This is a genomic window from Shimia ponticola (assembly GCF_007995215.1).
Lineage (GTDB): Bacteria > Pseudomonadota > Alphaproteobacteria > Rhodobacterales > Rhodobacteraceae > Shimia_B > Shimia_B ponticola.
Genome location: NZ_VCDK01000003.1, coordinates 159,010 through 173,987 on the forward strand (window position 1 = coordinate 159,010; position 14,978 = coordinate 173,987).

Annotated in this window: 13 protein-coding genes; 1 reads left to right on the forward strand and 12 read right to left on the reverse strand. The window is 59.0% G+C overall.

The annotated features are described in order from the left end of the window. Positions 1–9: 9 nt before the first annotated feature. From recG to sciP, 4 genes are all read right to left on the reverse strand, one after another. Complete coding sequence (gene recG / locus FE702_RS04245; protein ID WP_147125028.1) at positions 10–2,100, reverse strand: ATP-dependent DNA helicase RecG; 2,091 nt, start codon at positions 2,098–2,100, stop codon at positions 10–12. A gap of 3 nt (positions 2,101–2,103) precedes the next feature. Then, positions 2,104–4,263, reverse strand: coding sequence for an NAD-dependent DNA ligase LigA (gene ligA, locus FE702_RS04250; RefSeq protein ID WP_147125029.1), 2,160 nt, complete (start codon positions 4,261–4,263; stop codon positions 2,104–2,106). A gap of 233 nt (positions 4,264–4,496) precedes the next feature. Then, positions 4,497–5,213: a response regulator transcription factor CtrA gene (gene ctrA / locus FE702_RS04255; RefSeq protein WP_147126122.1), complete on the reverse strand. Its 717-nt coding sequence runs from the start codon at positions 5,211–5,213 to the stop codon at positions 4,497–4,499. Positions 5,214–5,302: 89 nt separating this feature from the next. Beyond that, positions 5,303–5,581: a CtrA inhibitor SciP gene (gene sciP / locus FE702_RS04260; RefSeq protein WP_147125030.1), complete on the reverse strand. Its 279-nt coding sequence runs from the start codon at positions 5,579–5,581 to the stop codon at positions 5,303–5,305. Positions 5,582–5,716: 135 nt separating this feature from the next. Here sciP and mnmA point away from each other — a divergent pair, with 135 nt between their 5' ends. After that, positions 5,717–6,859: a tRNA 2-thiouridine(34) synthase MnmA gene (gene mnmA, locus FE702_RS04265; protein WP_147125031.1), complete on the forward strand. Its 1,143-nt coding sequence runs from the start codon at positions 5,717–5,719 to the stop codon at positions 6,857–6,859. Positions 6,860–6,956: 97 nt separating this feature from the next. On the opposite strand, the gene lpxB is transcribed toward mnmA, so the two are convergent. From lpxB to rseP, 8 genes are all read right to left on the reverse strand, one after another. Next, positions 6,957–8,105 (reverse strand): lipid-A-disaccharide synthase, encoded by a 1,149-nt coding sequence (gene lpxB, locus FE702_RS04270; RefSeq protein WP_147125032.1) that lies wholly within the window; start codon positions 8,103–8,105, stop codon positions 6,957–6,959. Further along, the gene (locus FE702_RS04275; RefSeq protein ID WP_147125033.1) at positions 8,102–9,010 is read right to left on the reverse strand and encodes an LpxI family protein; all 909 of its coding nucleotides are present in this window, start codon (positions 9,008–9,010) and stop codon (positions 8,102–8,104) included. Before FE702_RS04275 ends, lpxB begins: the two co-directional genes overlap by 4 nt. After that, positions 9,007–9,789 carry an acyl-ACP--UDP-N-acetylglucosamine O-acyltransferase gene (lpxA, locus tag FE702_RS04280; protein ID WP_147125034.1) on the reverse strand — a complete coding sequence of 261 codons (783 nt, stop codon included), beginning with the start codon at positions 9,787–9,789 and terminating at the stop codon, positions 9,007–9,009. Before lpxA ends, FE702_RS04275 begins: the two co-directional genes overlap by 4 nt. A 22-nt stretch (positions 9,790–9,811) precedes the next feature. Continuing rightward, on the reverse strand, positions 9,812–10,279 hold the full coding sequence (gene fabZ / locus FE702_RS04285) for a 3-hydroxyacyl-ACP dehydratase FabZ (protein WP_147125035.1): 468 nt from the start codon (positions 10,277–10,279) through the stop codon (positions 9,812–9,814). 88 nt (positions 10,280–10,367) lie between these two features. After that, the gene (locus FE702_RS04290) at positions 10,368–10,952 is read right to left on the reverse strand and encodes an OmpH/Skp family outer membrane protein (protein ID WP_147125036.1); all 585 of its coding nucleotides are present in this window, start codon (positions 10,950–10,952) and stop codon (positions 10,368–10,370) included. Beyond that, on the reverse strand, positions 10,952–13,255 hold the full coding sequence (gene bamA / locus FE702_RS04295; protein WP_147125037.1) for an outer membrane protein assembly factor BamA: 2,304 nt from the start codon (positions 13,253–13,255) through the stop codon (positions 10,952–10,954). Before bamA ends, FE702_RS04290 begins: the two co-directional genes overlap by 1 nt. 132 nt (positions 13,256–13,387) lie before the next feature. Then, the gene (locus tag FE702_RS18525; protein WP_186826979.1) at positions 13,388–13,531 is read right to left on the reverse strand and encodes a hypothetical protein; all 144 of its coding nucleotides are present in this window, start codon (positions 13,529–13,531) and stop codon (positions 13,388–13,390) included. Between the two features lie 102 nt (positions 13,532–13,633). Continuing rightward, positions 13,634–14,968 (reverse strand): RIP metalloprotease RseP, encoded by a 1,335-nt coding sequence (gene rseP, locus FE702_RS04300; RefSeq protein ID WP_147125038.1) that lies wholly within the window; start codon positions 14,966–14,968, stop codon positions 13,634–13,636. Positions 14,969–14,978 lie beyond the last annotated feature (10 nt).

Consider the following 14,978-nt stretch of genomic DNA (forward strand, 5'->3'; position numbering starts at 1 on the left):
AGAAGCAGGCTAACCCACTGAAATCAAACGGATCGCTTTGTCCTGTTCCATCAACCACAGCAGAACACGCGCCGCCTGCCCCCGATCCGACCCCAAGGTCGGATCATCCGCCAAGAGTTTGCGCGCATCGCGCTGTGCGGTTTCCATCAGTCCGGATTGTCGCTCCAGATCAGCAATCTGAAACCTTGGTAGACCGGATTGCGCGGTACCAATCAGATCACCGGCGCCACGAATGGCCAAATCCTCTTCGGCGATGCGAAAGCCATCCTCGGTTTCGCGCATAATGCGCAAACGCCGCTCGCCACCCTCGGACAGCGGCGGCTGATAGATCAGCAAACAGGTCGAGGCCTGCGATCCACGTCCGACACGTCCACGCAACTGGTGCAGCTGCGCGAGTCCAAAGCTTTCAGCCCGCTCGATGACCATGATCGTGGCGTTAGGGACGTTTACGCCCACCTCGATCACCGTGGTGGCAACCAGCACACTGGTTTCTCCGGCGGCGAATTTTGCCATGGCCGCGTCTTTGTCAGATGGCGGCATCTGCCCGTGGACCAAGCCCACGACACCTTCACCCAGAACCGCGCGCAACCGCTTAAATCGCTCTTCGGCGGCGGTCATGTCCATGACTTCGGACTCTTCAACCAGCGGACAGACCCAATAGGCCTGACGCCCTTCGGCCACGGCTGCCTGCATGCGCGCCACCACGTCATCCATCCGCGCCATCGGGATAGCCGATGTCTTGATCGCGCTGCGCCCCGGCGGTTTTTCGTCGAGGATCGACACGTCCATATCGCCATATTGCGCAAGGCTCAGACTGCGCGGGATCGGAGTTGCGGTCATGACCAGCACGTCGGTGGCACCGCCTTTGGCACCAAGCTCAAGCCGTTGGTTCACGCCAAAACGATGTTGTTCGTCGATGATGGCCAGCCTCAGGTCCCGAAACTCCACGCCGCGCTGAAAAAGGGCGTGGGTGCCGACAAGAATCTGAATGTCACCATTGGCCAGAGCAGCCAGTTTCGCCTCACGCTCTGCGCCCTTGTCGCGCCCTGTCAGGATTTCCAGCCGCACACCGACATCTGCTGCCATTGGGCCAAGGCTTTCCAGATGCTGCCGCGCAAGGATTTCTGTTGGGGCCATCAGCACCCCCTGCCCGCCCGCTTCGACAACTGTCAGCAAGGCAAGGAAAGCGACCAAGGTCTTGCCTGCGCCCACGTCCCCCTGCAAGAGGCGGTTCATGCGCGTGGGGGCGGCCATATCTTCTGCGATCTCGTCAACCGCCCGTGATTGCGCCCCGGTCGGCGCATAGGGCAGCGCTGCCAAACAGGCCTGACGGAGTGTTCCATCACCCACAGTCGGCCGCCCCGCGCCTTTGCGCGCGGCCTGTCGTGCAATGGCCAACGTCAACTGATGCGCAAATAGCTCATCATAGGCCAGCCGCTGTCGCGTCGGATGGATGGCTTGCGCTTGATCATCGCCTTCTGGCGCATGTGCCGCGCGGATGGCGTCGTTGAAATCCGACCATCCATGCTGAGCCTTCAGCGCCGGATCAATCCATTCCTCCAACGCGGGCAATCGGTCCAAAGCCCCGCTGACGCCCTTGGACAGCGCCTTTTGCGTGACGCCTGCGGTCGCCGGATAGACGGGTTCGAACCGCGGCAGATCATGCGCCTCATCCACCGGGATCACATGATCGGGATGGGTCATCTGCGCTTCTCCATCGAAAAGCTCGACCCGGCCCGAGATCAGACGCCGCGATCCCTCTGGCAGCAGCTTGGTCAGGTAATCCCCACGGGCATGAAAATAGACCAGTTGAAAGGTGGTTTGCGCATCTTCGACAAAAATCCGCGTCGGCGCGCCTTTGCGCCGTGCGGGGACATGGCGGCCTACAGTCACCTCAACGGTCAATGTCGCAGGAAGGATTTGCCCCTGCACCGTGGGCACAGGACGGCGGTCGATCACGGTATGTGGCAGGTGAAACACCAGATCACGCGGCTTTTCGATACCGATATGGGCAAGGTTCTCGGCCGTTTTCGGACCGATCCCCGGAAGGCTGTCCAGTGTCCCGAACAGTGGAAACAGGATTTCAGGACGTCCAGCCACCGATCATCCGCCAATCAGATCGAGCCAGGAATCCTCGTCCATCATCTCGATCCCCAATTCCTGTGCCTTCTTGGCCTTTGACCCGGCACCCGGCCCCGCCACGACAATATCTGTCTTGGCACTGACCGAACCTGAGACCTTGGCCCCGAGCGCCTCGGCCCGCGCCTTGGCTTCCGCGCGGGTCATACGCTCTAACGTGCCGGTGAAGACAACCGTCTTGCCTGCCACGGGACTTCCGTCTGTCGTTGGTGCCGCCTCGGCCTCTACCGTCAATTCTGAAATCAGGCGGTCAATCGAGGCGCGCTCGCGATCCTGCGCCATTGTCGTCACGACAGAATTCGCCATGACCGCACCCACGCCATCCACACCCAGCAGGTCCTGCCAGGCCGGGCTTGCCGCTAGGTCTGCTTTGTTGGCCCCTTCGCTTTGCATCGCAGGTTCGGCAGCGGCAGCATCCATGGCGTCGGCAAACGCCTCCCACGTCCCGAAATGTCGGGCCAGCAATTTGGCCGAAGTATCGCCCACATGCCGAATACCCAGCGAAAAGATCAACTGTGCCAATCCAATTGTGCGTCGGTCCTCAATTGCCTGAAACAGGTTGCTGGCACTCGTCGTGCCCCACCCGTCTCGATTGGCGAGCTTCGACAGGTTTTGCGCATCACGGGCAGCAAGCGTGAAGATTTCCGACGGCTCGCGCACCGGCAACTGGTCATCGTTGTAAAACATCTCGACCTGTTTTGCGCCGAGACCTTCGATATCGAACGCGCCACGCGCCACGAAGTGCTTCAGTTTCTCAACTGCTTGCGCCGGACAAATCAAACCACCCGTGCATCGGTGGATGGCATCGCCCGGTTCGCGGATCGCCTCTGATCCGCACTCCGGGCAATGGGTTGGGAATTGGTAGGGTTCAGCGTCCGCCGGTCGTTTGGACAAATCCACATCGGCAACCTTTGGGATCACATCGCCCGCGCGATAGACCTGAACCCAGTCGCCAACGCGAATATCCTTGCCCTCGCGGATCGCGGCACCGGTGTTGTCGCGACCTTCGATATAATCCTGATTGTGAAGCGTCGCGTTCGACACAACGACGCCACCCACGGTCACCGGCTGCAACCGGGCGACGGGGCTCAGCGCGCCTGTGCGGCCCACCTGAATGTCGATGGCTTCGAGCCGCGTCCAGGCCAATTCGGCTGGGAATTTATGCGCAATGGCCCAACGGGGCGTGGTGGACCGGAACCCAAGCCGCGCTTGAAGCGCGAGGTCGTCGACCTTGTAAACGACGCCATCGATATCATAGCCCAAGGTCGCGCGGCGTTGCTCGATTTCGCTGTAATGATCCAATGCGTCTTGAGGCGTCGCGCAGGTCCGCGTCACAGGATTGGTTGAGAACCCGAGCGACTTCAGTCGCTCTAACGCCCCGGTCTGAGTGTCTGCCAACGGCTCTGACACCTCGCCCCATGCGTAGGCAAAATAGCGAAGCGGTCGTTCGGCTGTGATTTTGGGATCAAGCTGGCGCAGCGATCCGGCGGCTGCATTGCGCGGGTTGGCAAAGGTTTTGGCGCCCTTTTCAACCTGTCGCGCGTTCAGGGCTTCAAAGTCTTCATGCGCCATGTAGACCTCGCCGCGCACCTCGAGCACATCTGGCGCGTCGGTCAGTTCGGTCGGTATGTCGTCAATCGTGCGGGCATTTGCGGTCACATCCTCGCCCACCGATCCATCACCACGGGTGGCCGCATAGATCAGTTTCCCACCCTCATAGCGGATTGACAGCGAGAGGCCGTCAATCTTGGGCTCTGCTGTATAGGCCAAGGCGGATTGATCATCCAAACCCAGATAGCGCCGGATTGACGCGTCGAAATCAAGCACATCCTGATCGTTGAACGCGTTCGACAATGACATCATCCGCACGGCATGGGTGATCTTGCCGAAAGCCTCATTGACCGGTGCGCCGATCTGATCACTGGGGCTATCGTCGCGCTTCAGCTCTGGAAACGCCGCCTCGATGGCCGCGTTCCGGCGTTTCAGGCTGTCGTACTCAGCATCTGAAATCTCGGGCGCGTCTTCTGTGTGATAGGCATCATTTGCGCGGTTCAGTTTGGCGGCCAACTGTGCGAGTTCCGCGCGCGCGTCTTCAAGGGATAATTCAGCGACGTCTTTGCTCATGTTTCCCCCAAGGCCTGCGAAGGCGCAGATCGCGCCTCACCCAATAAATGCGGCGACCAACCAGTTCATCTGTCCATGAGAGATAGAAAAGCCTTGGGGTGCCGTCCAGTCGAAGCCGACCCTCGGGCGACGTTTCATGCAGTGTCTAGCGTTTAAATCGCTTCGACCGGGATACGGAAACGCGCGGCTCAGATAACCGCGCGTGGTTTGACATCCGCAAGTGTTTGGTCGTCTTAGGCCGTCGCAGCCAGCACCGGGCTCGTGTCATGCCGCGGGTCCGGATCGCGCAGAACATACCCGCGCCCCCAGACAGTCTCGATATGGTTTTCCCCGTTCGTGGCCGCCGAGAGTTTCTTGCGCAGCTTGCAAATGAATACATCGATGATCTTGAGCTCTGGCTCATCCATACCGCCATACAAGTGATTTAGGAACATTTCCTTGGTCAGCGTCGTCCCTTTGCGCAGGCTCAGAAGTTCAAGCATCTGGTATTCTTTGCCGGTCAGATGCACGGCCTTGCCGTCCACCTCAACGGTCTTGGCATCCAGGTTCACTGCAACCTGCCCCGTGCGGATGATGGATTGTGCGTGCCCTTTGGACCGGCGGATGATGGCATGGATGCGGGCGACAAGTTCTTCGCGATGGAACGGCTTGGTCATGTAGTCATCCGCACCAAAGCCAAAGCCCTTGATCTTGCTTTCCGTGTCGCCGTCACCGGACAAGATGAGGATCGGTGTTTCGATCTTGCTCAACCGCAGTTGGCGCAGCACCTCGTGCCCGTTCATGTCCGGCAGGTTCAGATCCAGAAGGATCAGGTCGTAGTCATACAGCTTGGCAAGGTCGATGCCTTCCTCACCAAGGTCTGTCGCATACACGTTCAGATTTGCGTGTGTCAGCATCAACTCGATGCTCTTTGACGTGGTTGGGTCGTCTTCTACCAACAGAACGCGCATGGTCAGATCCTCATCATTGCCGTCTGTCACCACCCTGACGTGCATTGGTTAACCGCTGGTTACCATAAACGCGTGTTTATCACCACAACTTATGGTTGTCTGAATTGTTTCAAGGCTGTTGTTTTCAAAGCCTTCTCTCCGTGGCGGCGGACGGCAGCGAACCAGCTTTCGAGTTCCTCTTCGCTGATCGCATACATCTGGCAGGCCTCCGCGCGCGTGATTAGACCCGCAGCGACACCCTTGATCACAGCGGCCTTGCGGCTTGCCACCCACCGGGTTGTATTGACCGGTGGCAGGTCCGCGCGGGACATGCTGCTGCCATCCGGCAGCGTGACGGTTCGGGGACCGTCGACCTTCTTCAAAAACATTCCAATCACCCCTGATTGCCAAAACTGATCGGCATCAAAGGGATTGCTGCTTAACGCCATCTGAAACGGCCCCTTGTGAGTGTTTCGCATTTTCCTATATTTCAACCTCTCACGCAGCCTTGGAGGGCCGCAGGCATGGCGCTGGACGACCAAAAGACCCTGAATTCATTAGGATTTGCCAAAACTCCCGCGGAAACGCGGGTGGTTGTGGCGATGTCGGGCGGCGTGGATTCGTCCGTTGTGGCCGCGCAGCTGAAATCCGAAGGCTATGATGTTGTTGGTGTCACGCTGCAGCTTTATGACCATGGCGCTGCCTTGGCCAAGAAAGGTGCCTGCTGTGCAGGTCGCGATATCCACGATGCGCGCCGCGTGGCCGAGGAGATGAACTTCCCTCACTATGTCCTTGATTATGAAAATATATTCAAAGACGCGGTGATCGACGAGTTTGCCGACAGCTATCTGGCAGGCGCAACACCTGTGCCGTGCATCCGCTGCAATGAGCGGGTAAAGTTCAAGGATCTTCTGGAAACGGCCAAAGATCTGGACGCCGACTGCATGGCCACAGGCCATTATATTCAGCGGGAAATGGGACCTGCCGGCGCCGAATTGCACATGGCTGCCGATCACACGCGAGACCAGAGTTACTTCCTTTTTTCAACAACTTCAGAACAGTTGGATTTTCTGCGTTTTCCGCTCGGACACCTGAAATCCAAGGCTGAAACGCGGGCGCTTGCGGCCAAATACGGTCTACCCGTCGCGGACAAACCAGATTCGCAAGACATCTGCTTTGTGCCAAATGGCAACTACGCCGCCGTGATCGAGAAACTGCGCCCCGGCGCGGCCGATCCGGGTGAGATCGTGCATGCCGACGGGCGCGTCCTGGGCAATCATAAAGGCGTCATCCACTACACCATCGGTCAACGTCGCGGGCTGGGGATCGGCGGCTTGGATGAGCCGCTTTACGTAGTCAAACTCGACGTCGACAAACGCCATGTCGTTGTCGGCCCAAAAGAAATGCTGGCCACGCGCATTGTTCCGATCAAAGAGGTCAATTGGCTCGGAGATGCCCCGTTCGACAGCCAGTCTGAGTGGTCAATGGGTGTTAAGGTGCGGTCCACGCGCCCGCCAAAGGATGCGATCATTCGCCCAACCGGGCCAACAACAGCAGAAGTCGAGTTGATCGTGGCCGAGGAAGGCGTGAGCCCAGGCCAAGCATGCGTATTTTACGACCCGACTGGGACGCGCGTTTTCGGTGGTGGCTGGATCACGCGCAGCTAAAGCCGTTCCGATAAATGAGATTGGGCCGCGGTCCCGGACTTGATCCGGGACCGCTAACGGGTCTTGGTGAGCGGCCTCGGGTCACGCGCCGAGCAAGTCAGTTCAAGCGATCAAGGACCGCCCGAGCGGCTCTCAGGCCGGGGGGATCACCGCCCTCGCCCAATCGCTGCATCGTCACATCCATGGCGTCGGTTTGAAACGATGGGTCCGCCCGGAGCGCCATCAGGGCATCGGCAATCGATTTGGGCTGGCATTCTTCAAAAATGAACTCTGGCACCGCGCGGGTTTCGCTTACGAGATTCACGAGTGTGACCGTGTCGATCAGCAGCTTGCGTTTGATAATCGCGCGGCTGATCCAGTTCATGTCGTATGCGATGACCATCGGTGTCCGCGCAGCCGCAAGTTCCAGCGACACGGTGCCAGAGGCGGCAAGCGCCAGATCGGAGGCAGCTAGCGCAATGCGGCGCGCATGGGCGGCTTGATCCGGTTCCTGACCTTCTCCGGTCAGAACCGTCGGCTGCCCCGGCAGATCGCGCGCCATCTTTTGGACAGTCTCTGCCAGATTGGGCAAGGTCGGCAAGACAATCTGCATGTCCTGCAGCCGGTTGTCCTGCAACGCTTGCGAAAAGACCGGAATCAGCCGTTCGACCTCGCCTTTGCGAGAGCCGGGCAAAACCGTTAGCAATCCGCTGGCCGGCCCTTGATGCGCGGCCCGAAAGGCCGCGATTTCATCGGCCGTGGCGGCAGGTTCAGTGACAATCGGATGGCCAACAAAATCGCAATCCATCCCAGCAGCTTCCATGAAGGGCGGCTCAAAGGGAAACAGGGCCAGCACATGGTCGATATGCGCCGCCATCTTTTCCGCGCGCTCTGGACGCCACGCCCAAACAGTCGGCGCCACATAATGCACCGTCCGGACATTGGATGCCGCGCGCACGCGCTTAGCAACGCGCAGCGAAAAGTCGGGGCTGTCGATGGTGATCACGACATCCGGCTGCCACTCGATCGCGGCTTGCGCGGTTTGATTGATTCGTCGCATCAACTGACGGTATTTGGGCAGGACCTCAGCGATGCCCATGACGCTGAGTTCATCCATGGGAAAAAGGCTTTCCATGCCTTCAGACTGCATCAATGGACCTGCGACGCCGCGAAACTCTGCGTCGGGGACAAGGGATTTCAAACCGGCCAAGAGAGCCGCCCCAAGGCGGTCTCCAGACGGTTCGCCCGCTGTGACAAATATCTTCATGGCCACTCCTCCATCGCCCATAGAAAGAGGCCAAGATCATTTGCGCGCTGAACGGTGGTCTCGCGATCAAGGAAAAGCACGGCATTGGCGGCAATCGCGATACCGCGCAAACCAGCGCGCGCGGCACCTTCCACCGTCACCGGCCCAATGGTGGGCATATCGACCTGCAAGTTCTGATCAGGCTTTGGCCCTTTGACCAGCACTCCTCCAAGTGGAAGATCAGGATCGCGGATGCGATCAGCCTGCGCACCAGTCGAGGCTGACAACCAATCAGCAGCGCCACCGAGCAGGTCATCCACAAACGTACCGGTTTCGCCCACCGGTTCGGGCGCAGGTACCGTCAGAGATTTCAGCATCCAATCTGTCCCCGGCAAAGCCTCAATGGCCAAGGCTTGACCATCGGCGACAACACAGGCCTGCCCCACATCGGCCGCGCCCATGGCCGCGATTATTGCGCGTCCGCGTTCTGCGTCCTTGTGATCCTGCTGTGTCGGTTGCGCCTTGGTCAGGCATCCGGCGGCAGATACGAGATCAGGTGCAATGTCTGATGCCCCAAGGATCGTGAAGCCTGCGTGTTCGAACAGGTCCAAAAACGCACGCAAGGCCGCGTCATCGCCATGTCTAAGGGCCGATTGTACCTGAGCAATCAGGGGCTGCGTGGCGGCATCAATCCTTGCGGGGTCCAGAACCGGGCGACGCACGCCGCCAACGAGGCAAAGCTGCGTGACGCCGCGCGCCTGAAGGTCGGTGATCAATGAGCCAAGCGTTTCAAATCGGAACGTCAGATCAGGTTTCACGCCTGCGGGTAAAAATCCCTCAAGTGCTGCGACCAAAGGCGGCTCGGCGCAGGCGGCAGCCACATGGCGCGGCAAGTCGCCCGTTCCCGCGATCAATGCCAGCGTCATTTGGGGGTCAGGAACGAACGGTCGCTGGCACCCATGATAAAGCGGACCATGTCCTGCACATAGGGGCTATTGTCTTCGTCGCCCAAGCGTTTGGCACGTTCGGCGAAAGCGCCTTCACCCTGCGCCAGCATTTGAAACGCAGCGCGCAAAGCGGTGATGTCAGAGCGGCTGACACCGCGGCGTTTCAGACCGACAAGGTTCAAACCGTCCAGTTGCCCGCGCGGCCCCTGCACCAAACCATGCGGGATAACATCGGCGGTCACCATGCTGAGCGCGCCGATAATGGCCCCGTGGCCAATGCGCACCCATTGGTGGATGCCGCTCAGACCGCCCACGATTACGCGATCCTCAATCACGCAATGGCCCGCGATGGCGGCTGAATTCACGATGATGACGTCATTGCCGATTTGCGCATCATGCGCGATGTGGCAGCCCGCCATGAAAAGACCGTCATCGCCAATGCGCGTCACGCCACCGCCACCTTCGGTGCCAGTGTTCATGGTGACGTGTTCACGAATGCGATTGCGTTTGCCAATGATTAGCTCGGTTTTTTCGCCTTTGAACTTCAGGTCCTGCGGGATTTCGCCCAAAACCGTGAACGGAAACACGACCGTATCTTCGCCGATGGTCGTCGCACCGGTGACGACGACATGGCTTTTGAGCTCAACCCCGGACTTGAGCACCACTTCGGGTCCGATCACGCAGAACGGGCCGACGGTGGCGTCGGGGTCAATCTGCGCGCCCTCTTCGATAATGGCACTGGGGTGGATACCGCTCATGGCTGTTCCTGTCCTGTCGGGGTTATTCGGCACCAAGATCCATCATCGCGGTGAACTCTGCTTCGGCGGCCATTTCACCTTCAACCGTCGCCGTCCCGGCAAAGCGCCAGACCTTGCCGCCCGGTTTGCCACGCAGCGTGGTGAGTTCCATACGTAGCACATCGCCGGGGATGACCTTGCGCCGAAACTTACATTTGTCGATGCCCATGAAGTAAATCAGCAGATCCTTGTCTGCGAGGCCCATGGTGGTTCCGACCATCACCGCCGAGGTCTGAGCCATCGCTTCGACGATGGTGACACCCGGCATGATCGGTGTGCCCGGAAAGTGGCCCTGAAAATGCGGTTCGTTCATCGTGACATTCTTGATCCCGACCGCAGACGCGGTGCCGTCGATATCAATGACCTTGTCCACCAGCAAGAATGGATACCGGTGCGGCAGGATACGTTGGATAAGCTGAATGTCGGCTGTTGCCAGGGCGTCAGAGGCCATAGACCACCTTTGGTTTTGTTTTCATTCGGGTACCAAGCCCCCGGTGCGCACGCAAGGCGATGCATAGCCAGGCGGCAGGTATGATGGATCACTCGTCCGGGGTTACGAGGGTGTCTTGTTCTTCGGGTTCAGCAAGCGCGCTGTTGATCCGGTCGATGGCAATGTCGGTGATGTCGATGCTGCGCACCGATAGCATAACTGTGCCGATTTCGACGATCATGGCGGCGTTGGCTTCAATCATGATCTGCCCAAGGATGGGCCGGATTTCTGACATGAGTGCCTGTTGTTGATCATCAAGACGGGCTTGCAAGGCCGCTTGCTTGGCATCTTGTTCGCGGCGCGCCTCTTGGACGCGCGCATCGAAATCCTCGGCGAGTTTCAGGAATTCGTCTCGCGGCAGCGTATCCCGCTGTGCAGTCAGTTCCAGTTCCTCATCGCGGAGCGATTGTGCAATGGCCCGGTTTTCGCGTTCGAGGCTTGCGGCCTCTGCTTCAAGCGCGCGGACAAGTCGCTGACCAACGACGGTCTCGGGCAGCAGGCGCGATGCGTCAATCGTCAGGATCGGCGCGCGCGGCACACGCAGTTGTGGAGCGCTTGACGTGTCTTGCGCCGTGGCAGGCGCGGCGGTGGCGACCCAAGCCGCCACCCAAGCTGTCGCCAGCCAACGGATCATCAAAACCGGGTCGAGATGGTCAGATCGAAGGTCTGCTCTTCGTCAAACTCTTCTTTTTCGATCGCATCTGTGAAGTTGAACCGCAGCGGTCCCAAAGGCGATGTCCAGAAGATCGAAAAGCCGACCACTGTCCGCGGCGTGTAGTCATTGTAGAACAGGTCGCCCGGATCAGCGGCGCTGACGTCGCCTGCATCCCAAACCGAGCCGTGGTCAAGGAAGACACCGCCGGTGATGCCGTATTCTTCAGGCAGGCCAAGGGGGAATTCGGCTTCGAGCCGCGCAATGGCAAACATTTCGCCACCCAGTGAGTCGTTGTCCGTGCCGTTGATTTCACGTGGGCCAAAGCCGCGACGATCGAAACCGCGGAACTGGCGTGACGACGGGAAATAGCGGTCGGTCACACGGCTGGAGCCTTCAAGGAAATGCAGGTTACCCGCCTCAAGCGTGGCGCGCAGCGTGACGTCTTCGCCAAGCACGCGGGTTTCAGCGGCAGCCAATGCGCGGGTTTCGATATAGCGCATGTCGTCGCCAGCAAAGGCATAATCCTGACTAAAGCGGAAGACGACACCGGCATTCGGGTTCAGGCCCGAGCGGCGATTGTCAAAGCTATAGGCATAGCCAAGACCTCCGGTCGATGTTCGCCCCCGCTCGCCTTCTGCCTGAATGATGGCCGTCGAGGTGTTCACGTCGAACAGGTCATCACTGCGAGCAAATGCGTTCAGTGTCAGACGTCCATTCGGGCTTACCGGGAAGGCCAGCGATGGCGTAATGCTCAGGCTGGTGGTGTCGAACAGCGCCGAAGCGTTGTTTGTGGTGCGGTAAGATACCGACAATCCTGCAGCCAGATCGCGGTCGAACAACCCGGGCTCAAGGAAATCGAAGGAGAACTGGTTCGTATCGCGGCCGGTGGCCAGATCAAAGCTCAGCCGTTGACCGCGACCAAGAAAGTTGCGCTCAGAGAAGCTTGCCAAAAGGCCAAAACCATTCTGTGACGAATAGTTGCCGCCGAAGCTGAACGAGCCTGTGGGCTGTTCGGTGACATCCACATCGACAACCACCTGATCTGGTGACGATCCCTCACGGGCGTTGACGTCAGCGTTCGAGAAGTAGCCCAGAGCGCGGATACGGCTGGCGCTGCGGCGGATTTCACGTGGGTTGAAGGGATCGCCTTCGACAATGTCGAATTGGCGGCGCACAACCCGGTCGAGCGTGGTTGTGTTGCCTTCGATGTCGATGCGCTCAACGAAGATACGCGGTCCACGGTTGATCTCAAAATCGACATCCAGCGTCAGGTCACGGTCATTGCGCGAGATGCGTGGGTTCACCTGAATGAAGTTCAGACCCATGTTCAGCGCCAAACGCTCAAGCCGCGCGATGTTGTTTTCAATCGCAACGGGCGAATAGACCGCGCCTTCGCGCAGCTTCAGAGCGTTTTGAAAGGTATCCGGGTCGATATCGGACTGTGTTGTCGAAGTCGTGACCGCACCGACGCGGAATTGCTGCCCTTCTTGTACGTTGAAGGTCAGGAAAAATCCGTCGCGTTCGCGGCTAAGCTCAGAGTTCACCGAGACAGTGCGGAAATCGATGTAGCCACGGCTATTGTAGAAATCGCGCAGAACCTGCTGATCAAATTCGATCCGGTCCTCGACAAAAGTATCGCGTGCCACCAGCACGCGCAGGATACCTGCCTGTTTGGTTTGCAGAACACCGCGCAGGCGACGGTCAGAGAAGGCTTTGTTGCCGACAAAAGAAATCCGTTCGATTTCGACCAGCCCGCCTTCGGTGATCTCGTAAATCAGGTCGACACGATTGTCCGACCGTCGAATGATCTTGGGGACAACGGTGGCTGCCAGACGCCCTTGATCAGCATAGACCTGCGCGATGGTGTCTGCGTCTTGTTCGGCGATTGCGGGGTTATAGACCCGGCGCGGCTGCGAGCGCACGATGCGCTGAAGGTCTTCGTCACCAAGGCGATTGTTTCCCTCAAACGCGATGCGGTTGACGGTCGGGAATTCCACCACGGTGATCGCCAACGTGTTGCCGCGCGGCGTGGCGCTGACGCTTTCGAAAAGGCCCGTTGCGCGGATTGCCTGGACGGCGGCGTTCAATTCAGACTGCGTGACGGTCTGGCCAGGAACCAGACCTGTATAGGACTGAATGGTCGCCGTTTCGATCCGACGATTGCCATCGACCGTGATGTTGGAAACACGAATGGACTGCGCAAAGAGCGCAGTGGCCATCACCACAAAAATGAAAGCGAAAGCCGCAATGTTCAGCACTTGTGCCGCCCGACCGCGTCGCATGTCCCCCGCAAGGCCCATTCGACAACCCCTCTACCGCGCTAATTAGTGTTTTAAGCGCGTGTAGCCCGTTCGCCGGGACGAGTCAAAACCATCCGCACACCCCTGTGGATATCGGCGGATAGCTGTTGCTTTTTAGAAGGTTGCCGGAACCGCGAGCCAGCCAAGATAGCTGGACATGATCAAGGCTGTGACCAAGGCACCTGCAAAGAGCAGGCGATCAGCGTTCAGAAGGATCAAAAGACCCACGCCCCGGGCCCCTGCGTTGATGGTTTGCATAGCATAATTCCCTTGTCTGAATGTCAGCTAATCGGGAATTGAGGCGCAATCTAGGCAGCAGTGGGACGCTATCGGGGCCTTTGTGATGACCTGTTCCGCGTATTAGCAGAACAGATCACTGCCGATCGCAAAGACCATCAGGGTGCCGATGATGGCCAGACCAAAGATCATCAGGTACTGCATCGCGCGCTCACCCGGAGGCTTGCCCGTGACGGCCTCGTAGGCGTGGAACACCAGATGTCCGCCATCCAGCACCGGAATCGGGAACAGGTTCATCAGACCCACCGCGGTCGACAGGAGCGCGATGAACCAGACAAACGTCTCCGGTCCAAGGCTGGCCATTGTACCCGCCGTTTCCGCGATTCCGATGGGGCCGGACAGGTTACAGGTCGAAATGGCTCCGGTGATGATGTTCCACAGCCCATCTAGCGATGTCACGATGATCAACCATACCTGCCCCAAAGACCGTGACAGCGCTTTGCCCAATCCAACCGGTTCGGTCGCCGGGTCGATGAAAGACCCGCCTTGCAGACCGATGCGGTAGGTCGTCTCAAACCCACCCCCCGGCTGCCGTTCGTCTGTTGGCTTTGGCGTTAGGTCAAAATTTAGGATTTCGCCGTCACGCCATACCGTCAGCGCCAGCGTCGCACCATTGGCTGCCTGAACGATATCAACCATCTCTCGGAACGCAGAAATGGGCTGACCGTCAATCGCCTGAACAAAGTCGCCCGGTTGCATCCCTGCATCCTGAGCCGCGCTTTCCAAGGCGATCCCTGTGACAATCGGAGGCGACGGGAACGGACCGATGACGTCAAGTTCACGACCATCGCGGCGCACGCGGTATTCAACAGTGTCAGACACCTCGATCTGTTCGTCCGCAGATGCAAATTCCTCGAACGTACTGACAGCGATACCGCCGACCGACAGAATTTCGTCATCGACCATCAGGTCATAGGACGCAGGCAACGGATCGATAGACCCGATGCGCAAAGGATCAGCGGGTTGACCGTTGGACAGGTAAAAGACCGCAAACACCAGAAAAGACAGGATAAAGTTAAAGACTGGGCCAGCCGCCACAGTGGCAGCGCGCGCCCAGAGCGGTGCGCCTGGCATGGTGCGACGGCGCGCGGCCTCATCTAGGCCTTTCATGGCTTCGCCATCGGCGCCCGCAGATGCTGCATTGGCGTCGCCCAGAAACTTGACATAGCCGCCAAACGGAAGCGCCGCGATTTGCCATTTCGTCCCGCGTTTGTCCGTGCGCGAAAACAGAACCGGACCAAACCCCAGCGAAAACACCTCTGCCCCGATGCCACACCAACGGCCCACGATGTAGTGGCCATATTCATGCACTGCGACGATGATCGACAGCGCCACGACAAAGGCCACCAAGACCCACGTCACACCGCCGAAAGCCAAAATAAGGCTGGGGATATCCATTGTTACCTAC